The organism is Eudoraea adriatica DSM 19308 (assembly GCF_000382125.1).
GTDB lineage: Bacteria > Bacteroidota > Bacteroidia > Flavobacteriales > Flavobacteriaceae > Eudoraea > Eudoraea adriatica.
Genome location: NZ_KB907546.1, coordinates 268000 through 292280, shown reverse-complemented (window position 1 = coordinate 292280; position 24281 = coordinate 268000). Strand labels below are relative to the sequence as shown.

At 38.2% G+C, this 24281-nt stretch carries 21 protein-coding genes and 1 other RNA gene; 12 read left to right on the top strand and 10 right to left on the bottom strand.

Going from position 1 to position 24281, the window contains the following annotated elements; genetic code table 11:
- Positions 1-7: 7 nt before the first annotated feature.
- Positions 8-3028: a tetratricopeptide repeat protein gene (locus G504_RS0101470; RefSeq protein WP_019668353.1), complete on the bottom strand. Its 3021-nt coding sequence runs from the start codon at positions 3026-3028 to the stop codon at positions 8-10.
- A 151-nt stretch (positions 3029-3179) separates the two neighbouring features.
- Here G504_RS0101470 and G504_RS0101465 point away from each other — a divergent pair, with 151 nt between their 5' ends.
- From G504_RS0101465 to ppgK, 6 genes are all read left to right on the top strand, one after another.
- Positions 3180-3863, top strand: coding sequence for a cell division ATP-binding protein FtsE (locus G504_RS0101465; protein WP_019668352.1), 684 nt, complete (start codon positions 3180-3182; stop codon positions 3861-3863).
- A 209-nt stretch (positions 3864-4072) separates the two neighbouring features.
- The gene (locus G504_RS0101460) at positions 4073-5746 is read left to right on the top strand and encodes an aryl-sulfate sulfotransferase (protein ID WP_019668351.1); all 1674 of its coding nucleotides are present in this window, start codon (positions 4073-4075) and stop codon (positions 5744-5746) included.
- A 32-nt stretch (positions 5747-5778) separates the two neighbouring features.
- Positions 5779-6459: a sulfotransferase family protein gene (locus G504_RS0101455; RefSeq protein WP_019668350.1), complete on the top strand. Its 681-nt coding sequence runs from the start codon at positions 5779-5781 to the stop codon at positions 6457-6459.
- Positions 6460-6542: 83 nt separating this feature from the next.
- On the top strand, positions 6543-7712 hold the full coding sequence (locus G504_RS0101450; RefSeq protein ID WP_019668349.1) for an MFS transporter: 1170 nt from the start codon (positions 6543-6545) through the stop codon (positions 7710-7712).
- Between the two features lie 94 nt (positions 7713-7806).
- Complete coding sequence (locus G504_RS0101445; protein WP_019668348.1) at positions 7807-8622, top strand: NUDIX hydrolase; 816 nt, start codon at positions 7807-7809, stop codon at positions 8620-8622.
- 80 nt (positions 8623-8702) lie between these two features.
- Entirely contained in the window at positions 8703-9452 is a 750-nt protein-coding gene (ppgK, locus tag G504_RS0101440) for a polyphosphate--glucose phosphotransferase (protein ID WP_019668347.1), read from the top strand.
- Between the two features lie 21 nt (positions 9453-9473).
- Here ppgK and typA read toward each other — a convergent pair whose 3' ends face one another.
- The gene (gene typA, locus G504_RS0101435; protein WP_019668346.1) at positions 9474-11273 is read right to left on the bottom strand and encodes a translational GTPase TypA; all 1800 of its coding nucleotides are present in this window, start codon (positions 11271-11273) and stop codon (positions 9474-9476) included.
- A gap of 145 nt (positions 11274-11418) precedes the next feature.
- Here typA and kdsA point away from each other — a divergent pair, with 145 nt between their 5' ends.
- Together kdsA and G504_RS0101425 are read left to right on the top strand one after the other, a co-directional pair.
- Positions 11419-12240: a 3-deoxy-8-phosphooctulonate synthase gene (gene kdsA, locus G504_RS0101430; RefSeq protein WP_019668345.1), complete on the top strand. Its 822-nt coding sequence runs from the start codon at positions 11419-11421 to the stop codon at positions 12238-12240.
- 58 nt (positions 12241-12298) lie between these two features.
- Entirely contained in the window at positions 12299-13909 is a 1611-nt protein-coding gene (locus tag G504_RS0101425) for a sulfatase family protein (protein WP_019668344.1), read from the top strand.
- Positions 13910-13914: 5 nt separating this feature from the next.
- Here the strand turns inward: G504_RS0101425 and G504_RS0101420 are convergent, their stop codons facing one another.
- A complete protein-coding gene (locus G504_RS0101420; RefSeq protein WP_019668343.1) occupies positions 13915-14277 on the bottom strand; it encodes a DUF1801 domain-containing protein in 363 nt (120 codons plus the stop codon).
- 21 nt (positions 14278-14298) lie between these two features.
- On the opposite strand from G504_RS0101420, the gene G504_RS0101415 reads away from it, so the two are divergent.
- On the top strand, positions 14299-15288 hold the full coding sequence (locus G504_RS0101415) for a transglutaminase domain-containing protein (RefSeq protein WP_019668342.1): 990 nt from the start codon (positions 14299-14301) through the stop codon (positions 15286-15288).
- A gap of 25 nt (positions 15289-15313) precedes the next feature.
- A complete protein-coding gene (locus tag G504_RS0101410) occupies positions 15314-16429 on the top strand; it encodes an Sb-PDE family phosphodiesterase (RefSeq protein ID WP_019668341.1) in 1116 nt (371 codons plus the stop codon).
- Positions 16430-16432: 3 nt separating this feature from the next.
- Here the strand turns inward: G504_RS0101410 and G504_RS0101405 are convergent, their stop codons facing one another.
- Positions 16433-17638 (bottom strand): NAD(P)-dependent oxidoreductase, encoded by a 1206-nt coding sequence (locus tag G504_RS0101405; protein ID WP_019668340.1) that lies wholly within the window; start codon positions 17636-17638, stop codon positions 16433-16435.
- A gap of 219 nt (positions 17639-17857) precedes the next feature.
- Between G504_RS0101405 and ssrA the strand changes: the two genes are divergently transcribed.
- Positions 17858-18256: a transfer-messenger RNA gene (ssrA, locus tag G504_RS19410) on the top strand.
- A 245-nt stretch (positions 18257-18501) separates the two neighbouring features.
- Positions 18502-18747, top strand: coding sequence for a GIY-YIG nuclease family protein (locus G504_RS0101395; protein ID WP_019668338.1), 246 nt, complete (start codon positions 18502-18504; stop codon positions 18745-18747).
- 465 nt (positions 18748-19212) lie between these two features.
- Here the strand turns inward: G504_RS0101395 and G504_RS0101390 are convergent, their stop codons facing one another.
- The 6 genes from G504_RS0101390 to G504_RS0101360 form a co-directional block, all read right to left on the bottom strand.
- Positions 19213-19605: a hypothetical protein gene (locus G504_RS0101390; protein ID WP_019668337.1), complete on the bottom strand. Its 393-nt coding sequence runs from the start codon at positions 19603-19605 to the stop codon at positions 19213-19215.
- 197 nt (positions 19606-19802) lie between these two features.
- Positions 19803-20357 (bottom strand): hypothetical protein, encoded by a 555-nt coding sequence (locus tag G504_RS0101385; protein ID WP_157472993.1) that lies wholly within the window; start codon positions 20355-20357, stop codon positions 19803-19805.
- A gap of 706 nt (positions 20358-21063) precedes the next feature.
- Positions 21064-21594, bottom strand: a complete 531-nt coding sequence (locus G504_RS0101380) for a hypothetical protein (protein ID WP_019668335.1) — start codon at positions 21592-21594, stop codon at positions 21064-21066.
- A gap of 507 nt (positions 21595-22101) precedes the next feature.
- Positions 22102-22515, bottom strand: a complete 414-nt coding sequence (locus G504_RS0101370; RefSeq protein ID WP_019668333.1) for a hypothetical protein — start codon at positions 22513-22515, stop codon at positions 22102-22104.
- 271 nt (positions 22516-22786) lie between these two features.
- The gene (locus G504_RS0101365) at positions 22787-23308 is read right to left on the bottom strand and encodes a hypothetical protein (RefSeq protein ID WP_019668332.1); all 522 of its coding nucleotides are present in this window, start codon (positions 23306-23308) and stop codon (positions 22787-22789) included.
- 240 nt (positions 23309-23548) lie between these two features.
- Complete coding sequence (locus tag G504_RS0101360) at positions 23549-24238, bottom strand: hypothetical protein (protein WP_019668331.1); 690 nt, start codon at positions 24236-24238, stop codon at positions 23549-23551.
- Positions 24239-24281: the final 43 nt, after the last annotated feature.

Here is a 24281-nt window from a genome sequence, read left to right as displayed (position 1 = left end):
TATCTTATTAATTTCCTTCCGGAATGATATCTGAATTTCGTTCGGCTTCTTTCGATTTTATAATAGCCAATTCTCCTTCTGCATCTGCAACAATTTGGGTATAGTCACCAAAATTTGCAATTACACTTTCCAGTATGTAGGTAGCCTGATAAGCGTCATCCAGTGCATAATAATTCTTCGCCATAATAATCAAGCCTTTCCCCCCCCATTCTTTATAAGCGGCATAATCTCTTGCCAACTTTTGTACGGAATTATTGGATGCCTCAAAAGAACCGGACTTTTGCTTAAAATATGCGTCATAGAATAAAGCTTCTGCCGCTAATGCTCCACTTGCAATTTTCAAAACTTCTGCATAAGCCCTCTCTGCTCTTTCTTCATCGGCAGTTGCTATTGCAGATCTTGCGATCATGATTTGTGCATCACTTTTAATTCTATCATCAATATTATCTGTTTCCAGCACTTTTTCGGCGTAAGCTATGGTCTGGTCATAATTCTTTTGCTCGTAATACCCCTTCATCAGGTTGGATTGCGCAAATGTTCTGTTCTGGGGAATATCTGCAATTGATTCCAAACGCTGAAGGAATGGAAGTGCAGCGGTATAGTTTTTATTTCCGATATATATCTCGCATACCCTGGCAAGGGCCTGTTCTGAATATTCACTCGCACCACTGTCTGCAACATACTTGTACCCCGGAAGGGCTTTATCCTTCTCTCCTTGTTGAAAATATAATTGTGCAAGCCTAAAATTGGCATTTATAGCATGTAATCCGTTTGGGAAATCCCGGATATAGTTTTCATATCCTTTTATTGCAGCCTCATTCCTGCCCTGCAGGTTCTGCTTCTCTGCGGATTCAAAACTGGCATTGTCCAATTCGGAATCGGTTACCTCAACAAAATCTAAGCCCTCAACCCATCTGGCAAACTCACTAACCTGACCAGTATCTACATAAATTAGTTTGGCAGTAGCTACCGCCTGAATTGCCTCCTGTGAGTTCGGGTAGTCGCGCACTACTGTTTTAAACTTGCTTAAAGCCAGTTCATTTTTGTTGGAATTATAAAAAACAAGTCCTTGTCTTAGCAATGCCCCGGGCACTAATGTACTTCCCGGATAATCATTAATTAGCCGGTCATATGTTTCCAATCCAATAGCCTCCTGGTTTTCTTTAATATAAGAGTTGCCCAGTTCAAATAAGGCATCATCCTTTAAACTTGATTTGGAATACCTTGAAATAAAACCATTGAGTTCCTCAATTTTTGTGGCGCTCCTATCAATAAAACCATAACTCAAAGCTTTTTGGAATGCTGCGTAGTCTTTCTCAGGACTGGCCGATTGTAAGACTTTATTGTAGGATTCAATCGCAGGCCAGTATTTGCTGGTAACAAAATAACAATCGCCAAGGCGTACATTGGCATCATTTTTTTTATCAAGATCCGTTCCCCCATTGGCATAAGCCTGGAAATAAGAAATTGCATTGTTGTAATCTTTTAGCTTAAAATAGGTATACCCCAGGCTATAATCCAGGGCATTAGCTTCCTCTGTGCGCGATGCCGCGGGATAAGTTTTAAATTGAAGATAGTCCGCAAGTGCCTCCTCAAAGGCATTTAGCATATATTGAGATTCCGCTTTCCAGTATCGGGCGCGCGCTTTAAACTGTTCGTCAGGTGCATTATTCAAAGATTTAGCGAACAAGGCATGGGCAGATGCGTAATCTGTCTCAATAAACAATTCAACTCCCCTGTAGAAGGCTACTTTCTGATAGGTTGCTTTGCTGGCAAAACTGCTGTTTTCCTCCAGGAGAACTAATGCCCCTTCAAAATTTTTAGAGGTAATATAAGAGTCAACCAATAATTCCTGGATTTCCTTGGAATGGGAGTCATTAGGATAAGTCTCCAGATAGTCAGACAGCACCTTTGGAACTGCTTCATATGGATTCCCTATTTCATAACTCAGGCGGGCATAATTAAGATAAGCATCCTTTTGTATCTCCTCATTAAATTCCATTTGGGAAGCATTCCTGAAGGCATTCAGGGCTTCCTGCTTTTTATCCAGGTTTAAATAGCACTCAGCTAAATGGTAATAGGCATTTTGGGCTACTCCATTGTCTCCATCAATAATTTTATTGAATTGGTTAATGGCGTTTGCGTAGTCTTCCTGTTTATAGTAACAATAGCCTAATAAATAGTGATCTGTATTACTCCATTTACCGCGTTTCCCCTTATAAGCTTCCAAATAAGGGATTGCATTTGCATACTGCCCTAAATTGAAATAACTCTCACCAATAATTTTGTTTAGCTCAGAAATTTCCTGTCTGTCAGATTTTGTCAACTGCGACTTGGCCAGTGCAATAGCTTCTTCAAAATTACCGAGCTTGAAATTCATATCGGCCTGGTAATAAGAGAGCTTATCGCTTAACAATTCCTGATCAGCTATCTGATCGAAACGTTCGCTAGCCCCTTCATAATCATCTTGCTGATATGCGATATACCCCAGATAATATTTGGCCTGAGAACCATAGGTGGGTGATGTGGATACCTTGCTTAAATATCTTTCTGCTTCTTTTGACTCATTGGAACTGAAAAGGGAATACCCCATATTAAAATTGAAGCGCTCTTTTTCCTGAGAGGACATAGAAGTTTGGTCTACCTTTTTATACCACTTCAGGGCATAAGGATATTTTCCATTTTCAAAATAGTAGTCAGCCACATCCATAAAAGCAGAATTTCTTTTCGTGGAAGTCGGGTAGTTGGCTACAAAGTTTTCCATTAGTCTGTCTGCACCAAGCTGGTTCAATCTTACAGCCGCGTTGGCGACATAATAGGCACTATTGGCTTCTGTTTCATAATCCTTGGTACTCGTTTGTACTTTTTCAAAAATGGTCTGTGCAGCCTGATATTGCTTATTATTATACAAAGCAAGGGCATCCTGATATTGCTTTTGATGATGGGTATAAATTTTTGATTCCTGGGTATATCCAGAAATTACAAAAACAATTAAATATAGCAGTACAGCGGTTTTTTTCTTTCGCATAATGTTCTCTAGCTGTTAAGAAGTACCGGAATTTTCCATAATAACGTCAAATATTGTATTGAAGTATATCAGACAACTAAATAATAGAATTTTACTTCTTGTAAGCCTTAATTAAGCAGGAACTTATTACTTTTATATCAACATTTAAATTATGGGTGAGAGCATTCTGAATCTTAAAGATGTAGCCGTTTACCAAAAGGATAATATGGTACTCAATGATATTTCCCTTGAGGTAAAGAAAGGTGAATTTGTATATCTGATCGGTAAAACCGGTAGTGGTAAAAGCAGTCTTATGAAAACCCTTTATGCAGATATCCCGCTATTGGAAGGACACGGCCGCATAGTAGGATTCAACTTAAAGACACTTGAAGAAAAAGATATCCCTTATTTAAGGCGTAAACTTGGAATAGTTTTCCAGGACTTTAAATTGCTGCCGGACAGGAATATCAATAAAAATCTGTTGTTTGTTCTAAAAGCTACCGGTTGGAAAGATCCGGATAAAATGGATGCTAAAATTGAGGAAGTATTGGATAAAGTGGGAATGAAGACCAAAGGCTTTAAATTTCCACATGAATTATCGGGCGGGGAACAGCAGCGGATTGCAATTGCAAGGGCCTTACTAAATGATCCGGAAATTATTCTGGCAGATGAACCTACCGGGAACCTGGATCCCCAAACAAGTGTAGAAGTGATGAAAGTACTGCAGGAAATAAATAAAGCGGGGAGGACTATACTTATGGCTACCCATGATTATGCCTTGCTGCTAAAATATCCCTCCAAAACTCTGAAATGCGATGGAGCCAAAGTATTCGAAGTAGTTCAGAAAGCCGTTTAAAAATAAACCCCGCAAAACCGTAGCAAAGCCATTTCCAGGTCATTAATTAATTGTGATTTTACAAAATAAATATGCTATATTTATCAAAATACTCTTTAGGACTATTATAAGAGGATAATATTCCTGACCTATAATGGCCTGATTAGCAGTTTTTGATCGAGAATATTTATCGTTTTTATTACAATTCTATCAACCAAAACAAATTAATAATGAAGCTAACCAATCTATTATTTGCCTGTGCATTGCTCCTAACGTTTTCGTGTAAGCAGGAAAAACCAAAACAGCAAGTAGCAGAAGAAATAGAAATCCGCCAATGGAACCCTGAAGACTTAAGAGCCATAGCGGGGAACCGTTTAGAAAGAGGTTTGATTAAAAAAACCGATCAGGCCACCCCCGGATATACATTATTTTCTCCTTATACAGGTACAGTAAGTTATTTAATTGATAAAGACGGTAACATTGTACATTCCTGGAAAGGTGAATTGAGTGCGGCTTTAAATGGTTATCTTCTAGAAAACGGACACCTAATTAGGGTAGAACGTGATGTTGATTTTCCAACCTTTGCTGCCGGCGGTGCTGCTGGCCGCATAAGGGAATATGACTGGGAAGGAAATCTTGTCTGGGACTTTGAATATGCTAATGAGAAAGAATTAATACATCATGATATAGAAGTTTTACCCAATGGAAATATTCTTGCTATTTCTTATGAACTAATAACCCCGGAGCAAGCTATATCAGCAGGGAAAGACCCTGGTAAAATTGCAAAAGCGGGTATTTGGCCCGATAAAATTATAGAAATAAAACCTATAAAACCGGTTGGAGGTGAGATAGTATGGGAATGGCATATGTGGGATCACCTCATTCAAGATTTAGATCCAAATAAGCCAAATTATGGAGTCATAGCTGAAAATCCGCGAAGAATAGACGTTAATCTGAATAATGATTTTGATTTTCCCCCTTTTTCGCAAGAGCAAATTGATATGATGAAAAAGCATGAGATATTAACTTCAAATTTCACAGAAGATAATATAACTTCAGATATAAGTCATAGTAATGCAGTTTCTTACAATCCGGAACTTGATCAGATAGCGATTAGCATAAAGCATTTTGGTGAACTTTTCATCATAGATCATAGTACAACCACAGAAGAAGCCAAAGGAAGTACCGGTGGCAAATGGGGTCATGGAGGGGATCTCTTGTACCGTTGGGGCAATCCTGAAAATTATGGAAGGGGAACAAAAGCGGATCGAACATTATTTAATCAACATGAGGTTAGATGGGTACCACAAGGCTATGAAGGTGCCGGCAATTTAACAATGTTTAATAATGACATCATAAATCCCAATAATAAAATGCCTTCTGTTTTAGGTGCTATGATGGAATCAGGTTCAGCCGATCCGGAAATCAGCATAGCAGATATAGGCAATTATAGTGCCGTTTATGAGATAACTATGCCAACTAGTAAAGAAGGTGTATATATGATTCCTGAATCTGATAAAATTGGGCCAAATGCTCCATCATGGCAGTATACAGCGCCTGATAAATATTCACTTTTTTCTCCAATAATGTCCAGTGCACAACGATTAAAAAATGGTAATACCTTGATTACATCAGGCATAGATGGTCGTATTCTTGAAGTAACTCCAGTAGGAAAAACTGTCTGGGAATATCGCAATCAATATAAATATGACTATAAGCTTCCCGATGGAAGCGTTCCTCAACCGGGTGGATCAATAACACAATATGGATTAAATAGAAGCTTGCACTACGATGCTGATTATGAAGCATTTAAGGGGAAAGAATTGAAACCAATTGTTCCACAACCAGAACCTTTTATCTTTAAAATGCCCCCGCCCCCTGCTGAGCAGGATAGCGTGCATTAAATTGTAAATAACTAACATAAAACTATAAACAAATGTCTATTAAAATTATAGGTGCAGGATTGCCAAGGACCGGCACAAATACTTTAAAACAAAGCTTGGAACAATTAGGTCATAAACATGTTTATCATATGAAGGAATTGCTGGTAAACCCTGATAAACTCCATTTATGGAAAACACTGGATGAAACAGGAGATACTGACTGGGATGCCCTTTACGAAGGATATGATGGCACAGTAGATTTTCCCGGTTACCCATGGTATAAAGAACATATGAAACAATACCCCGATGCAAAGGTTATCCTCACAGTGCGAGATTTTGATGCATGGTATAAGAGTGTCGACAGCACCGTATTCAGGGCAGGACCACAAACGCCTGGTGAAAAGATAAAAATGTTAAGTAAGTTATTATTCAATGCCAGAGCCCGAAAGGTTGTTAAGGTTATTAAATGGTTCAAAAAAGTCTTTTTTGCCGAAAGACTGCAGGGAAATTTCGGGGATAAGGAATTTGCCAAAAAATTCTGGGAAGAGCATCTGGCCGATGTTAAGGCAAGTGTCCCTAAAGACAAATTGCTGGTTTATGATGTACGCGAAGGTTGGGGACCACTTTGCAAATTTTTAGGCGTTGAAGAACCTGCTGAACCGCTTCCACATTTAAACAAAAAGGAGAACTTTAAGGCAATGCTTCCCAAGCTTATGAAAGGGGAAATGGTCTAAAAACGGCTATCCATAGAAATCAAATATCTTATATGCCCCCGGTGGCTTCTACCATCGGGGGTTAATTATAAATAACAACGACCATGAATACTGAAAGCTGGCAGGTAAAAGTCACCCTTTTACTGGTAAGTAGCCTTACCATAATGTCTATGATTACAATATCGGCATCTTTGCCTGATATGACGAAGGCATTTTCAAGTCTATCAAATGCGGAAAATCTAGTCAAATTAACCTTATCATTTCCCGGTCTTTTTATTGCTCTAACGGCCATAATCGCAGGAAAGTTCATTGATAAATTTGGAAGATTAAGACTTTTAAATACCGCACTTATACTCTACGCCCTGGGTGGCAGTTCTGGTTATTGGCTGGATAATATTTACCTTATCCTCGCCGGAAGGGCTTTACTGGGTATCTGCGTTGGAATTACAATGACAGTGGCTACAACACTTATTGCGGATTATTATCAGGGTAAATCCAGGCAAAAATTTGCTGGTATTCAAATAGCTGTTATGTCATTTGGAGGTATCCTGTTTGTTAGTTTGGGTGGGGTATTGGCAGATATTTCATGGCGGATTCCTTTTCTTCTTTATTTGTTTCCAGTGATAATTTTACCCATGGCGAGCATGTTCCTAAAAGAACCAAAAGCATTGCATGTAGCAAAAAGCATAGATACAGCCATAAAATCACCCAAAATAATCTGGCTTGTTTTTATAAACGTTATGATTATGTGGATTCTGTTTTTTATAATCCCTGTCCAAATTCCCTTCTATTTAAAATCAATTGGTATTGAAAAGAATTCGTTGATTGGCATAGCTATAGCTTCCAGCACGCTATTCTCAGTATTTTCTTCTCTTTCTTTTTCCAGGATAAAGGATAGATTTACCTTCCAGCAGATTTTTGGTATTGGTTATTTTCTGATGGCTTTGGCATTTGCCAGCATTTCCTATGGGGGTTCATATGGCATGGTTATGATAGGAATGTTACTAGCCGGATTAGGTATGGGCCTTATGATCCCAAATGCAAACGTTTGGGTAATGCAATTAGCGCCTGAAAAAATAAGGGGGCAGGAAATTGGAAGGTTAACAACTTTCTGGTTTATGGGTCAGTTTTTGTCTCCAATAATTTTACTCCCTTTTCTTAATCTAATGACACATTCCCAGCTATTTTCAATATTAACCTTTATTATAATAGCTTTGAGTTTAGGGTTTTTCGTATTTGGAATTCTAAATAAAAAATCAAAACTGAAATCCTGAAAAATAAGGATATTAAATAGGTGAATGGAACAAGGGATCTTACAAAAGCATTATAAATAGCCGTCAACTTTTTAGTTAAGCAACTAATTCCGATGTGATTTTTAAAAAGCAGGACAATCAGCCAAATAGCAAATCCAACCCATTTTTAGGGGCGCTGCTCTTCCTGGTATCGCTGATTTTACTAATCCTGACCGGGCCTTTTGGTTTTTTATACGGTCTTTTATATTCACTGTTTACGAAAGGTTTCAGGGGTATAGGGGAATATTTATTAAAAATTGCAGTCTCCATAGACCAGCTCGGCAATGTTTTAATGCAACATTTACTCAATGCATTATGGATCAAAAAAGGAGGCTACAGGTTTGGGAACAGGGATGAGACTATTTCCAGTGCTTTGGGAAGAAACAAAAAACAGGGTACACTAACCCGCTTCGGTAAATTAATTGACAAAATACTGGATAAATTAGACCCCAACCACTCGCTCAACTCTATCGACTATTATATTGAGCCATCCGGGGGGTTTCTGGATGTGCTGGCATGGATTCATATCGCAGACAATAGGATCTTATGCACAAAGAGCGCTGACAAAGATGTCTATTACATCCCGGGAGGAAAAAGGGAACCCGGGGAATCTGATGTACAAGCACTATATAGAGAAATAAAAGAAGAACTACAGGTGCTCTTAGATACTTCTTCATTAAAATTTATAGGCATTTTTGAGGCCCCGGCTCATGGTTTTCAGCCTGGCATGATGGTTAGGATGAGATGTTATACAGGAGACTATGATGGAGAATTGTGCCCTGATTCCGAAATTTCCGAAATGGTATGGCTCAGTTATTCAGATAGGAGTATGGTCTCTGAAGTAGACAAGCTTATTTTTGATTTTCTTAATAAGAAAGGATATCTAAAATAAATAACAGTGGAAGCCCATCAACTTTTTTGCTACATTTAGTGCCAAATTGAAAAATCTGTAAACTAATTTAAAAACTACAAATGGTAGTATTGGGCATTGATATTGGTGGCTCCGGAATGAAAGGTGCCTTAGTGAATTCTGAAACTGGTGAAATGCTGACAGAACGTTACCGCATACCTACGCCGAAGTCCAGAAAACCTAAAGAAATGGCAGAAGTGGTCAAAAAGATCGTTGAGCACTTTAATCACAAAGGCCCTGTAGGAGTTGGATTCCCGACAATTATTAGACACGGTGTATGTAAATCCAAAGGGAATCTTCATAAAAAATGGGTAAATGTTAATGTCCGTGAACTATTTTCCGATGCAACCGGACTTCCGGTAACAGTTATTAATGATGCGGATGCTGCAGGGTATGCAACCATGAATTACGGTATTGGGAAAGGGAAAGAAGGTCTGGTAGTAATGATTACGATAGGTACTGGTTTAGGTAGCGGTGCATTTTTTAATGGAGAACTAATCCCAAATTTTGAATTAGGTCAGATACCTTATAAAAAATATGATAAAATTGAAAATTGGGCAGCAGCATCAGCGAAGGAAAAGGAAGGCCTAAGTTATAAACAATGGGGCAAACGTTTTAATGTATTCCTAAAATATGTAGACCTTATAATATCACCGGATTATATCATCTTAGGAGGTGGAACCTCTAAGCAGTTCGATGAATACAAAGAATATATAACTATTGAAACACCTGTAGCCCCTGCAGAATTAAGAAACCAAGCGGGAATAGTTGGCGCTGCCGCCGCATCATTGCATGAGGCACCAAGAGATTAAGCCGGAAATAGATTCAAACTTTTAAGAAATCTTATTCCTTTTTCGGTCAACTTCCTTTAGAAATATTTTGCGAAGACGTAAGTGTTTAGGTGTAACCTCAACATATTCATCTTTTTGAATATACTCCAGGGCTTCCTCCAGAGAAAATTTGATGGCAGGCACTATTTTTGCCTTATCATCTGCACCTGAAGAACGCACATTTGAAAGCTTCTTGGTTTTGGTAATATTGATTACCATATCATCTCCCCTTGTATTTTCACCAATAACCTGACCTTCATAGATATCCTCACCCGGATCCACAAAAAACCTGCCTCTCTCCTGTAACTTATCTATAGAATAAGGAATTGCCTTCCCGTTTTCCATGGAGACCAGGGAACCGTTTTGCCTTTGAGGAACTTCTCCTTTCATAGGTTGGTATTCCAAAAAGCGATGCGCCATTATGGCCTCCCCGGCTGTAGCCGTTAAAAGCTGATTCCGAAGTCCAATAATACCACGGGAAGGAATAAGGAATTCACATACCATTCTGTCTCCCTTTGCCTCCATACTCGTCATTTCGCCCTTACGGATTGAAACCATCTCTACAGCTTTCCCGGATACTTCTTCCGGCAAATCTATGGTCAACTGCTCTATAGGTTCGCATCTTACTCCATCAATAGTGCGAATAATGACCTGAGGCTGGCCTATTTGAAGTTCATAACCTTCCCTTCGCATAGTCTCTATAAGAACTGATAAGTGCAAAACACCTCTTCCAAAAACCATAAATTTTTCAGCACTATCTGTCTCTTCAACACGCAGAGCCAGATTCTTTTCAAGTTCTTTTTCCAGTCTTTCTTTGATATGCCTTGAAGTAACGAATTTTCCATCTTTACCAAAAAATGGACTATCGTTAATTGTGAAAAGCATACTCATTGTAGGTTCATCGATAGCAATGGTCTTAAGACCTTCGGGATTTTCAAGGTCTGCAATAGTATCGCCAATTTCAAATCCTTCCAGCCCAACAATTGCACAAATATCACCTGTAGCCACTTCGCTAACTTTTATTCGGCCCAAACCCTCAAAAGTAAATAATTCTTTTACCCTGGATTTAACTATACTGCTATCACGCTTTACCAGTGAGATTTGCTGTCCCTCTTTTAAAGAACCGCGCTGCAGACGCCCGATCGCAATTCTGCCCGTAAATGAAGAGTAGTCTAAAGAAGTGATCAACATTTGTGTAGTTCCTTCCTGGGATTCAAAACTTGGGATATGCTCAACAACCATTTCCAAAAGAGGCTCTATAGTTGTTGTTTCATTTTGCCAGTCATCACTCATCCAGTTATTTTTGGCAGAACCATAGACTGTAGGAAAGTCTAATTGCCATTCTTCGGCACCTAGCTCATACATAAGGTCAAATACCTTTTCATGTACTTCTTCAGGGGTACAATTTTCTTTGTCTACCTTGTTGATCACAACACATGGCTTTAAACCCATGTCAATTGCTTTTTGTAAAACAAAACGCGTTTGTGGCATAGGTCCTTCAAAGGCATCAACCAGCAGCAAAACCCCATCAGCCATATTCAAAACACGTTCAACCTCACCTCCAAAATCGGCGTGACCGGGAGTATCAATAATATTGATCTTGGTATCTTTATAAAGTACAGATACATTCTTTGAAGTAATAGTAATTCCCCTTTCACGCTCAAGGTCATTATTATCCAAAATAAGTTCTCCAGTTTTCTCATTTTCCCGGAATAACTGACAAAAATGTAAAATCTTATCTACCAGTGTAGTTTTTCCGTGGTCAACGTGAGCAATTATCGCTATATTTTTAGTACTTGACATCTTCTTGTTTTAAGGCCGCAAAGATACTCCTAATTTTTGCTTACTGTTATAAAGTTCTGTTATTTTTATTGTATTGATTTTGAGGGATTAACAATATGGATAATAGCTTTAAAAAACAATTATCTTTGTAACCTAACTTTTAAATATGAAACTCGCCACAATACCACAACTAAAATACGCCAATGGCAACAATTTTTTTCTGCTCGCCGGACCATGTGCCATTGAAGGTGAGGATATGGCTTTAAGGATTGCTGAAAGAATTGTTCAGATCACTGATAGATTGGAAATTCCCCTCATTTTTAAAGGGAGTTTTAAGAAAGCAAATCGAAGCCGGGTAGACTCTTTTACAGGCATTGGGGATGAAAAAGCTCTGAAAATATTGAAAAAAGTCTCCGAATCATTTCAGGTTCCAACAGTTACGGATATCCATGAAATATCAGATGCACAACTTGCATCTGAATACGTGGATGTCCTTCAAATACCCGCTTTTCTGGTGCGTCAAACCGATTTGTTGGTTGCGGCCGCAAAGACGGGGAAGACAGTTAACCTTAAAAAAGGACAATTCATGAGTCCGGAAAGCATGAAGCATGCTGTAAATAAAGTAATTGACTCTAATAATGACCAGGTGATGATTACCGATAGAGGTACAATGTTTGGCTACCAGGATATGATCGTGGATTTTAGGGGGATACCTGTCATGAAGCAATATGCGCCTGTGGTATTAGATGTTACCCATTCCCTGCAGCAACCCAATCAGTCTTCAGGAGTGACCGGGGGGAGACCCGAATTAATCAGCACTATAGCCCGGGCAGGCATAGCCACTGGGGTTGATGGAATATTTATCGAAACCCATTTTGATCCTTCCAATGCCAAAAGCGATGGAGCCAACATGCTGCATCTGGATCAGCTGGAAAAGCTTCTGACTAATTTAACGACTCTTCGTAAAACGGTGAATAGTCTTCAGTAATTTACTTAAGTTTCTTAAAAATCAGTACATTGGAATTAATTAATTCCATTAGGTACCTATGAGAGCAAGCCGGTGTTTATTGCCAATTTCAGGCGCTATATTTTTATTCTTTTTTTCATGCAGATCTGAGACCAAAGAAGATATTGCAACAATAAGACCCAATATTGTTTTCATTATGTCTGATGATCATGCCTATCAGGCTATCAGCGCTTACAACGATAAATTAATTAAAACTCCCAATATTGACCGGATCGCCAATGAGGGGATACTTTTTACGAACGCCAGCGTCACTAATTCTATTTGCGCACCCTCAAGAGCAGTAATTCTTACTGGAAAGCACAGTCATATTAACGGGAAGATTGATAACCTCTCCCCTTTTGACACTACAAATATTACTTTTCCTCAGCTTTTGCAAAACGCGGGTTACCAAACCGCCATGTTTGGTAAACTCCATTTTGGAAACAATCCCAAAGGATTTGATGAATTCAAAATTCTTCCGGGACAGGGAGATTATTACAACCCTACTTTCAATACGGAGAAAGGAGACACTACGATTGTGGGTTATGTTACCGACATAATTACGGACCTCACCCTGGACTGGCTGGAGAAACGCAGGGATTCAAAACGTCCATTTCTGCTAATGTACCTTCACAAAGCTCCGCATAGATCATGGCTTCCTGCCGAAAGACATTACAGGGAATTTACTAAAAAAACCTTTCCGTTGCCAGAAACCCTTTTTGACACCTATGCCACAAGAGGTGAAGCGGCGAGGACGGCAGAGATGAATATCCTTGAACATATGATACTCAATTATGATAATAAAGTATTCCCGGAGGTCATCGAAGAATTGCAGATTAAGGACAGAAAACTTTTTGATCCACTCGAAAAAATGACCCCCGACCAAAAAACTGCATGGAATTCGGTCTATGCACCTATAAATGAAGATTTCAGAAAACGATACCCGGGTATGAATGATTCCACACTCATGGTATGGAAATTCCAGCGATACATGCAGGATTATCTGGGAACTATAGCAGCAGTTGATGAGAATGTTGGGAGACTCTTAAATTATCTGGATCGGGAAGGCCTGAGTAAAAATACTATGGTTGTCTATACCTCAGATCAGGGCTTTTATCTGGGTGAACACGGTTGGTTCGATAAGCGATTTATGTACGATGAATCATTTAAAACCCCATTATTAATTAAATGGCCCAATGTAATAAAAGCTGGAATCACTGAAGATGAAATGGTTCAGAATCTGGATTTTGCCCAGACATTTTTGGAGGTGGCAGGCGCTTTAACGCCTTCCGATATGCAGGGTGAAAGTTTAGTCCCTTTACTCAAAGGACAAAAAGAAAAATGGGATCGGGATGCGGTATACTATCATTACTACGAATACCCTGCAGAACATGCTGTAAAAAGGCATTACGGTATAGCCACTAAAGACCATAAACTCATGCATTTCTATTATGATGTGGATGAATGGGAATTGTACGACCGAAAAAAAGATAAACAGGAGATGAACAATGTATATGAGGATCCAAAATACGCCGATGTTGTCAATGAAATGAAACAGAAACTAGAAGAGCTTAGGTTAAAATACAAAGACAACGATTCGCTAAGTAATCAATACATTAAGTTATATAAAGAGAAAGGCTGGATAGACTGAGTAAGTTATTTCTTCCAAAACTTTTTATCCTTTATCCTGCAGGCATCCTTTAATACTTCCTGCAGAATGGTATGATCAACATCTTCGAGTGAGGTGTACCTTAGGGAACGCATTATTTTTCGGCCGGCTGCGGTCATGTGTTCTGAATGAACTGAGAGATGAGCGGCTTTCCAAAATCCCAGGTCCACAAAGTTTTTGCTCTTGTTCAGATAGCAAAAAGGTTTCCCCTGCAAGTAGTAAAATGGAATTTTATATTTATACTTCAAATCCACTTCAGGCACTGTTTGTTCAATAACAGATTGCAAGTGCAAGAGAATACTTCTGAAGGGTTCTTCCTGACTCAGTATGTAATTTTCTGCAGGATTCATATCTTTAAGGAAAAAGTTGATATGCCTAAGTTATTATTTTCTCTTTTATTCCTTGCTAGCTGCGCTGCTTTTTGTAATGAATATGCCAGGGTTGATCAGAAAGTGAGGGAATACCCGGCTTTTAAAAAAATTCACGACCTGGGATACCGAATTCAAAATGATTTTAGTTCGGATCAAGAACGAGTCCGTGCGGCTTTTGTCTGGCTTACCCAAAATATGATATATGAAAAAACCTATGATGATATTTTCAGAACCGGTCAAAGAATCACTTACCGTTCCGAAAGCGGAAGGAAAAGTCAGATTAGAAGAGTGGCACTGGAATGGGCAGAAAAGGCCTTTCTTATGCGCAAAGGAGTCTGTTTAGAATACTCTCTGATCCTCAACGAGCTCTGCCTCCAGTTTGGTTTGCCATCCAAAGTAATTGTGGGTGTTGCCAAAACGGATATACGATTTATTAAAGGGGAACAATCGTTTAAAAATCATACATGGAATGCAGTACAATTAGACGGTATTTGGAAACTTATGGATCCCACATGGGCATCCGGTCATTTAGATTTGGCCAGCAAAAGATTTATAAGGAAACAAATAGACCATTATTATTTCACAAAACCTGAGGAATTCATCAAACATCATTATCCCACAAACCCGGAATGGCAGCTATTGGATGATCCGGTGGATATAGAACAATTTTTTAGTGCCCCTATCTATCTAACCGAATTTTTTGGTAAGGGAATAGAGTTATCCCCTAAAACAAAGGGAATTTTAAGTATTTCATCTAAAGACGCCAATTATATATATTTTGATCAATTACCCAGAGAACATGGAATGTATTATTTGGTACATGGCGAAGGTGAATTCAGGAGAATGGGATTTAAAAAAGGAAAGGATAAATCCTATATATCTAAAATCCGACTCAATAAAAAGTTACATAAAAAACATGATTTGTTAACTGTGTTTTTAGAAGATAAGCCTATCTTAAATTTTAAAATTTCGGAAAAAACCAATCACTAAATAACACAATTTGAAACAATCCAAAATGAAAAGAATCGTCCTGCTACTATCAATTTTCTGCGCTGTACAAACAATAATTTCACAATCGCATTCCCATAGTGGGAAATTGGCTTTGACCTATCCGGATATAGATGGGTTCCTTACCCTAAAAACCGACCTGCACCAGCATACGGTCTTTTCAGATGGCAATGTCTGGCCCACTATCCGGGTGCAGGAAGCACTCAGGGAAAATCTGGATGCCATTTCATTAACCGAACATTTGGAATACCAGCCGCATATAGACGATATTCCACATCCCGATCGTAACAGATCGTATCATTTGGCATTGGAAGAAGCCAGGGAACATGGACTTCTAATTATACATGGATCAGAAATTACCCGTTCAGAACCAGTTGGACACAGCAATGCCGTTTTTATTACCGATGCCAATAAGCTAATGGCTAACGATCCGGCGGTGCCTTTTGAGGAAGCGAAAAAACAAAATGCCTTTGTATTCTGGAACCACCCTGCCTGGTATGCGCAAAGCCCCACCGGGAATCCAATTCTTAGTGAATTCCAGGAAGAACGGATAAAAAATGGTGAGCTGCATGGCATTGAAGTCATTAATACATTTGATTACGCGGAAGAGTCTTTGGCCCTGGCTTTAAAATACAATCTTACGATAATGGGTACCAGTGATATTCACGGCTTAATTGACTGGGATTATATTGAAAATGGGATGCACAGGCCCATAACACTGGTTTTTGCAAAAGAGAGAAGCATGGAGAGCATGCGGGAAGCGTTATTTGCCGGACGTACGGTAGCCGTTTATAACTCCCTATTGGTGGGTAAAGCAGAATATCTGGTTCCTTTAATCAAAGCCAGTATCATGATAAAGGAAGTCACATATATTCCTGAAACTCAGATTTTGCAGCTGAGCCTGGAAAATATATCGAGTAGCGACCTGATGTTTGAAAACCAAATGCCTTATACCCTTTACAGCAAACCTCCGGTTTTTGAGATTCCTGCGGGAGCGGTAGTTACACTTCAGATCAAAACACTGGAAAAAAAAGAGTCAATTTCTCTGGATCTTAAAGCGCTGGGCGCCTATACAGCACCGAAAGAACAGCCTGTAATACGTTGGGAAATTATGGCAGAGTAGCGATTATTCCTTCCCGTCAACGTAGTCCTGCAAATAACTAAATCGTGGCCTAAGTTTTCCGTTTTTGGTCATCAGTGCCCTTTCTAAAATCCCGTGTTCATCATTATTAAAAAATGCGGGGATAACGCTTTCCACAAAAGCCTGTCCAAATCCTTCGCTGGAATCCCGTGGCAATTCTGCAGGCAGGTTATCCACGGCCATAACTGCAATGGCTTCAGGCAGCGTATAATCTACTTCACTTTCGGAGCGGGGGTCATAGCCATATACAGGATCTGCAATAGTGGAAGCACGCAATGTGGATGCCACCGGCCCGTCAACATCACAACTGATGTCAGCTACGACTTTTATCTTAAACTGAGGTTGCTTTGCATCTTCCCTGGTAAAGAGATAGGGTGCCCCGGAGCCGTAAAAATGTCCGGCAATGTAAAGGTCCGTAACAGAAGTAAATCGCATAAATGTTGATTCATAATCACCCGGGTTCTTAAAAAAGTCTGTTTCCTCTTTAATTAATCCGTCCTTTCTTCTGTTGTAATCCAGCACATCAATCTGGCAGAATACAGGAGCTTGAAAATCCTCATTGAGATATTGCTCTACCTTAGTTTCCTTTAAGCCCATTCCTACGAGCATTTCGCGTGCTCCATTTCCTACCCTGCCCTTCCCTGTAAGCAGGATTTTAATGTTAGGAAGTTTCAGTTTTTTTAATTCTGTGATCAAAGCCTGCTGATCGTCCAGCTCAGATGCCTTAGGAAGCTCATATGAATTTGTTTTTAGCCCGTAAGCCCGAAATCCGTTATAGGCTCCAACTATTCCGGCATACCGCCCAAATGCGACGAGGCGAATACCATTTTTATTAGTTATAACTTCATGATCATAGAGTTCTATATTTTTTTCAAGAACTGCTTGTAACAATTTACGGTTATAGGGCTGTTTTTTAATTGTATGGGAAAAGAAGAAATATTTTTTATTGGGAATGAGAGCATCAATTGGCACTTCTTTCACGCCTAAAAGCACATCACATTCCTCCATTTTGGTATCTACGGTAATACCCGCAGTCTTGTATTCCTTATCCGTAAACACCCGGATAATAGACGGCTCAACTGTAATTTGTGCATCTTCATGGTTTTCAACGACTTTTTGGCAGGCCTTCGGTGATAGCACAACCCGCCTGTCCGGTGGATTTTTGCGCTCTCTTATAATTCCAAAATGCATAGTTATAATTTGGTACAAATTTTGTGTGAAAATACATGGATTTGAAGTGGAAGACAAATTCCTTAGGCATGAATATTGATAAGGAGCTCTATTTTTTGTTAACTTCGCAATCCTTTATGAAGGAAACGTTCATTGATAAAAAAGATGAGGGAATTAAATCGCGCCAAAGACGGGATTCAATTCGATTATGGTACGCTTAAACGTACCTATCTCATTGAAGGGGCCGACTGGTTTTGACAGCGAGACCAATGGCGATGTAAGCATGTCGAGCGCTGGGATATAGCTCGTTAATCTCATATTTCAAACTTTTAATTGGCGATAATAATTACGCTCTTGCCGCTTAATCTGAATTATAGTAGGATTTAGCCTCGTCTCTACCAGGTAGAGAAGCGAGATGTCCCAGGATAGCCCTTGTTGACGGCGATCCACTTTGGGGCACCAGAAAAGTCAACATAAGGATACTACTGCTTTGCTGGTATCACCAAAATCTTAAAAAGCTAAGTGTGTAATAGGCGGTTTTTGGTCAGTTGCACATCGAAAATTGAACAAGAACTAAGCATGTAGAAAGCATTGTAATTGCTTGTTTGGACGGGAGTTCGATTCTCCCCGGCTCCACATTCGCCCTCCGTAGCTTTTGCACAGCGAAAGCGCAGGAGGGCTTTATTATATTAACTACTCATTCAATAAGGCTATAAATATTCATACGCAGAGCTTGCCCCTGGCCTAAGGCTTTATCGGCACGCGGGCGGTATATGCCGATCCTATTTTTATTACACTCATTATTTCTCCGCATTCTTGTGCGAAGGAAAGTGCATTGTTTTTGCAGTTTCCGATGTTAGTTTTACCGCCTTTTAAGAATTTTTATGGAACTTCCATACGCTGTTTATATCCTAAAATGTTCTAACGGACAATACTATACCGGTTTTACGAGAAATTTAAAAAGACGTCTAAAAAACCACGCGAATGGAGAAGTCCGTTTCACCAAAGATAATCTGCCATTTGAAGTTGTCCATATATCACTATTTTCTTATAAACAAAAAGCGTATGACTTTGAACGCTATTTGAAGACAGGTTCCGGGGTTGCTTTCAGAAATAAAAGGTTAATCTAAATACAACACTTCGAGAGCATGGGAACAGGGCAAGGTAATCTAACCCACTCCACAATAAACCCTTGTAATATTAATATTTACTGGGGTGCTTATTTTTAGTTGATGTTTTTGTGCTTTTAACCTTCAATAAAGTTACAAAATTACATTTTAAAAGGCTTAACCAAATCACCTTAGGAACATTACTATACTTATCCGGGTTATCTCCTGCTTTGTAAGTGCCTTTATCATATATTTCATCCTAATGATATTTCCTTTTAAAAAGTCTTTTTTAGGATGCAATTAGAGTACTGGATGAAAGCCATTAGAATATTCGACATATTTTGTGTTCTAATTGTTTATCACATATACAACACTTTTGCTAAAATACAATATAACAGAGTTCCTTTTTCTTTTAATTTAAAGAAAAAATACTCTTCAAGATTGCAAAATCCATTTTAAATATTTTTCCACACAAAAAAGGTTATCCTAAACCTTTAGTCTCTTAACTAATCTTTTTAGATAATCTCTTGCGTTTTCTTCCGTTCCATGAAGATCGAGGATAGCTATTAACTTCTGTTTAGGGTTAACCAATTCTTCATTTATATCATCTATAATTGCTTCTATCTGCTTAGTTTCATAAGTATTAATTCTATCAGCCACAATTTCAATGGTTTCATCAGAAATTCGTTCCTTGTTGTAAATTATATCATAAAGTACAATACTCAATGGACTCATCCAACGATCGGTTAAGTCTTTACCTGGTTCCTTAGCGTAATTTCTTTTACAACTGGCACAATTATAAAAACTAATGTCTTCCAACTTTTCAGTTAAATACAATGGCTTGTTACAACGAAAACAAATTTCTGAAGTGTCAATCATTCATTTAGTTTTTATCTATTAATTAGTCTTAAGCTAGCCTGAAAGCATACTTTTGCTTATCAAATAATCGATATTAAAGAATGGAAAGGCGTTTGGACAAACACTAGCAGCATGTTTAAAATAAATAGCAGATAATCTGATATCTACTCCTCCTAAATAAGCATTAGTATATCGGCTTAATTCAGTGTGCATAATTTCTATTTAATTATTTCATCCTGTTTTACTATTACTAGTTTTTCATTTGTAAATTCCAGCTCAGTTGAGAAAGCTAAAGTTGGACAGCAGCTAGGGTCGTTTACATCGTAGCAATAGGTAGTCCCTATTATATTTCCATTTTGTATTTCAAATGCCGAAAACCTTCCACCATTTTGGCAATTTACTAACTCTGAATCGGAGATTATTGTTGCCAGTGCATAATTATTTTTATTCCTTAAAAAAACAAAATATTCATTCTCTACTCGAGAGAGAGCTCCGAATCCTCCTCCTAGCGTGTATACTGTAATAATTAAATCCTCTTTTTGATCACTATTAAGATGCCCCCTAAGCATCTTTCTATCTTCCCCTCGATTATTTTTTTTAGGTATTGATATGGACATCAATAAATAGTCAGTTTCGAATTCACACTCGGGTATATTGTAAAATGATATTTCTAATTCAGAGTCATTTTCAATCTCTTTCATCCTAGCACTTTGACCATAATTCTTGAGGTAATGGTTCTTTATGGTTTCAATGACTTTTTTGTTGATCTCCAATACATCCAAATTTGAATTCGAAATGATCGAATTTTCATTATAAATTAGAGTCTTATTTAAGGCATCATAAATCCAAAAATTAAAACACAATTTATAGCCAAGTAATAAGATCAAACTAAGAATAATAGCCCTCAACATCTGTTATTTTTCATTTTAATTAAAGAATGCTATTGAAATTATAAGTCATATTATCGCTTTCCTGTTTCCGAACCAAATAATTTAGTTACTTAAAATAGTAATTTATCCAATTAATTCATATTTACTCGACACAAGAAATATAACTATAGAAATACTTCAGCTCTATAACCTTTCCAAAGGTCAAAAGACCAAACAATATATAATTAGTATAATCGATCGGAGAAACCATGTTTTTTCATTAAAACTATCGGGATGAGAAAGCAAATTATTTTCAGGAAGCCGGCAAATTTGTAAAAGTCTTTTTCTTATTTCAAAATAATAGTGACGGAAAAGATATTCTCCCTTCCTATTAACTTCAATTCTCCAAATTGCACAACTATGGCGCAGACAATCTTTCCAGAGGGTAAAAGATAATAAAAAAGCATAAACCAAAAGGCTTATGCTAATTTTACTACTTTTTAAATGCGTAATTGGCAATAGTTTTATTTCTCAAATATTAATTGCCTTAGGTCAAGCAAACTATAAAAGTACTCTTGATGCTCTCGTATTTATTTTAGTTATTTATAAATCACTTTTTCCATTTACCTCCACCAAGGTAAAAACCAAGACTTGCTCCAAAATAACTATTTTTTATAGACTGACCAATTGGTAAATCTGATTTAGGAATGATGTTGTATTCAAGAGTAATTCTGAATTTACTTAACTCAATACCACCTCTAATCATACCTCCGAATTGAGTTCCTAAATCAAAATCCAAATCATCAATACTACCTAACCAATAAACACCCAATCCACCTCCCACAAATGGTGAAGATGAAGTATTATTACTGAAATAATAGTCATAAGTTCCTAAGAAACTGCCTATACCCTTTATATTAAGGCTTTCAGCATTGCCCCCTCTTACTGCACCTCCGATTCGCAATCCAACATTTGAATTGTCTGTTAAATTATATTTAGGTTCCAAATACCCGAACAGTCCATCTCCACCATCAGTGAAGGCATAACCTGCATCCATACCGAATCTAAATTTATCTTTTTCTTGTGCACTTGCAGTAAATCCCATGGCTATAATTGTAATAACCAGTAATAATTTTTTCATAATAGAATTAGTTTTTAAGCAAAGTCCAAAAGCAAACTGAATATTTCTAATTGAATTTAATGAATGAATAGATTTTTTAAAATAAAACCACGCTTTTCAGAAATTTTAAATTGAAATGATTAGCCTAGTTTATCTTTACGAAGACTATAAAATTCTTTTCAAAGACAACAATAAAGAATAATTTGGTGGAATTCTAATTAATTTAAAACTTTCCCAGCTATGTCAGAGTTTGCGAAAGAAGTTATAGCCTCTGTAGAACGTGAAATTTGTACAGGAATTCAAAAAGCTAATCAAAGTTATTTTAAAGAAAGAAGCAATGATCAGAATATAAAAATTGAAAAAAAATCTGAAGGATTCATCAAGCTTTGTTGTCTGAAATTAACTTTATGCCGGTTCAGCAACATTCTGGCAGAAGCATATCAGCACGCCATATCCAGAATCTGGTGCAGTAGTCTCATACCAATTACTTCAAATCTTGCGGTTGACATTTTCTCTTGGATTTTTTGGTTAGGCTTGTTTAAGAATCTGTTTTGCAATGTAATTTGGATTGGAACACATTGATGATATCGTACCAGATTTTTTTGAGGATTTAACTAATGCCAATAGTTTGATTGCATCGGGAGCACTAGATAATCCTGCATAGCTGCCCATAGCTTCCGTAGCAGATTTTATTTCGTAATTAGTTAAGGGTATGTCTTGTTCAATTTTTTTCTTAATTGCCGGGACAAGATATGGGCAGGCAAGATAGCCCCCTACAAACCCCCAAAAGGCGCCACCTAAAAAACCTGCCGCAGTACCTGCAACTGGAATAACTGACCCAGTAGCCATGCCTGCAACTGCACCTGCTGCCGTTGTTGCCTTAACGCAAGTTTTGTAGTGGGGATTATTTCGATCGACTTTTTCCCAATTAAAAAGTGGCATAAGTAATTTATTATTTAAGCGTTAATATGTGTGTTCCCAACAGCTGATCTTGTTCCATGCATATTAGACTAATATATATAATACCGCCAATAGAGATACTATAGTAAAAATAGAGAGAATTATCCAAAATATAAAATCGTATAAAACCAAATTGAGTAATAAGCACTACGTCGTACTGTATTATTTAATTTTTAGAATAGTAGAAAACAGAGTAAAGCAACTTTTTAGATAATCGCAATCCGACCTGCTTAAACCCTAGAACCCAATAATATTATTTGTTGCACATACCAAATTGAACAGGTTGGGATTGAATAGGTAAGTCTCCTATCCATAAAGCATTGACCTGTTTTTTGTAGTGACGGATAAATTCAAAAATTGGTTCTGAGATAACTTTGTTTTTAGAGTTCTTGTAATGCCAAACCTTACCATTTAGGAATATCCCCACATGGCGTTTTCTCACGGTTTTAATCCTATATGAGTTACTTCCAATTTGTGAAAAGCTTCCCGGTGCACTAACATAAATTAAGCCCTGCCCTATTTTTTGGGAGGATATTAGCTCACGGATGTTTGGAGTAATATCGAATAAGTCACTAACCAAGATACTTCCACCAGCCATTACCTGGTGACTTTTATGAACCATTCTATGGCAAGTTTTACCGTGTCCTATCTGAAGTACATGACTAACAAAATGCGCACAGTGATTGTGGGTGTCTCCATCAAATTTATTAAGGCAAATATCACTTATATGTTTGCCATTATATGAATATAGAACAAATTGATTTATTATTGCCATGACATGATTTCCTTTATTTTTTCATGTTGATGGGATGGTTATGTTTTCGTTTCCTATAATGCCTCTTTTATCTCTTTATACGGCTCTATTTGAAATAGCATTGAGCATACAACTCCATCACTCTGGTAGATTAGAATTACATTGCCATTTGTTGCCTACAATTTACGTATTTCTTTTAAATGAATAACATATAAAGGTTTGATACCGGCTCCTTTTCTATTGTCTATCCGCGACAATGACTTAGAGCATTTTTGTAAAAGGTACGGTGTAATTTTCCACCCACATTCGGTCGGTCCAATTAGGCATATAGAGTTCATATCCCCCGGCTTTGCTCTGCTCTATGAGGACTTGCGTTAACGCGTCTCGGTACGCTGCGCGTTGTTGGGCAGAAAAGTTGATCGCAGCGGCAAAACCGATGATTAGTCCGCGATTGAACGCCTTTTGAGAGATGCCGACCATATAACTAGGGCCGAATCCGGCATTGGGTGATCTGACGCGATACTGTGACAACATGGGCTTACCATATTCAAACAACCCTATAACACAGCCATAAGCAAAGCCTGACTTGAATTGGCGTTCGCGGACAATCTGTTTTGCCTGGGCCACGGGTAAGCCCATCGAAATACCAATATTGACCAAGGCACCGACGGTCGCGAGAAGCCCGGTTGCAAACATCAGCCTGGCTCCGAGGGCGGTGGTTTTCGCGCTACCGACCACAGCTACCTGTGAGCCGCCTGGCAGCAAAGTGCCGATTCCAGCAATAGCCATTTCACCACCCGCCACTGATGCAGTCCCAACCCCCCACATCGCAAATGAGCGTTGCACAGCTATGGAAACGCCAATAGCATTTCGCAGGAACTCTGCTGTGGAAATGCCGCTGACGCCTGTATATTTTTCAATGTCATCGGTAGTTATTCTAATAGGTGCCATATTGGTTTCCTTGGTTCATGTTTATCGATTAAAGCTTTTGTCG

What these genes read in the sequence shown, in the direction of transcription:
- G504_RS0101460 (WP_019668351.1), top strand. Translation starts at nt 4,073, where the DNA reads ATGAAGCTAACCAATCTATTATTTGCCTGTGCATTGCTCCTAACGTTT.
- G504_RS0101370 (WP_019668333.1), bottom strand. Translation starts at nt 22,515, where the DNA reads ATGCCACTTTTTAATTGGGAAAAAGTCGATCGAAATAATCCCCACTAC.
- G504_RS0101360 (WP_019668331.1), bottom strand. Translation starts at nt 24,238, where the DNA reads ATGGCACCTATTAGAATAACTACCGATGACATTGAAAAATATACAGGC.
- kdsA (WP_019668345.1), top strand. Translation starts at nt 11,419, where the DNA reads ATGAAACTCGCCACAATACCACAACTAAAATACGCCAATGGCAACAAT.
- G504_RS0101470 (WP_019668353.1), bottom strand. Translation starts at nt 3,028, where the DNA reads ATGCGAAAGAAAAAAACCGCTGTACTGCTATATTTAATTGTTTTTGTA.
- G504_RS0101450 (WP_019668349.1), top strand. Translation starts at nt 6,543, where the DNA reads ATGAATACTGAAAGCTGGCAGGTAAAAGTCACCCTTTTACTGGTAAGT.
- ppgK (WP_019668347.1), top strand. Translation starts at nt 8,703, where the DNA reads ATGGTAGTATTGGGCATTGATATTGGTGGCTCCGGAATGAAAGGTGCC.
- G504_RS0101425 (WP_019668344.1), top strand. Translation starts at nt 12,299, where the DNA reads ATGAGAGCAAGCCGGTGTTTATTGCCAATTTCAGGCGCTATATTTTTA.
- G504_RS0101395 (WP_019668338.1), top strand. Translation starts at nt 18,502, where the DNA reads ATGGAACTTCCATACGCTGTTTATATCCTAAAATGTTCTAACGGACAA.
- G504_RS0101380 (WP_019668335.1), bottom strand. Translation starts at nt 21,594, where the DNA reads ATGAAAAAATTATTACTGGTTATTACAATTATAGCCATGGGATTTACT.
- G504_RS0101465 (WP_019668352.1), top strand. Translation starts at nt 3,180, where the DNA reads ATGGGTGAGAGCATTCTGAATCTTAAAGATGTAGCCGTTTACCAAAAG.
- G504_RS0101365 (WP_019668332.1), bottom strand. Translation starts at nt 23,308, where the DNA reads ATGGCAATAATAAATCAATTTGTTCTATATTCATATAATGGCAAACAT.
- G504_RS0101420 (WP_019668343.1), bottom strand. Translation starts at nt 14,277, where the DNA reads ATGAATCCTGCAGAAAATTACATACTGAGTCAGGAAGAACCCTTCAGA.
- G504_RS0101410 (WP_019668341.1), top strand. Translation starts at nt 15,314, where the DNA reads ATGAAAAGAATCGTCCTGCTACTATCAATTTTCTGCGCTGTACAAACA.
- typA (WP_019668346.1), bottom strand. Translation starts at nt 11,273, where the DNA reads ATGTCAAGTACTAAAAATATAGCGATAATTGCTCACGTTGACCACGGA.
- G504_RS0101405 (WP_019668340.1), bottom strand. Translation starts at nt 17,638, where the DNA reads ATGCATTTTGGAATTATAAGAGAGCGCAAAAATCCACCGGACAGGCGG.
- G504_RS0101390 (WP_019668337.1), bottom strand. Translation starts at nt 19,605, where the DNA reads ATGATTGACACTTCAGAAATTTGTTTTCGTTGTAACAAGCCATTGTAT.
- G504_RS0101415 (WP_019668342.1), top strand. Translation starts at nt 14,299, where the DNA reads ATGCCTAAGTTATTATTTTCTCTTTTATTCCTTGCTAGCTGCGCTGCT.
- G504_RS0101455 (WP_019668350.1), top strand. Translation starts at nt 5,779, where the DNA reads ATGTCTATTAAAATTATAGGTGCAGGATTGCCAAGGACCGGCACAAAT.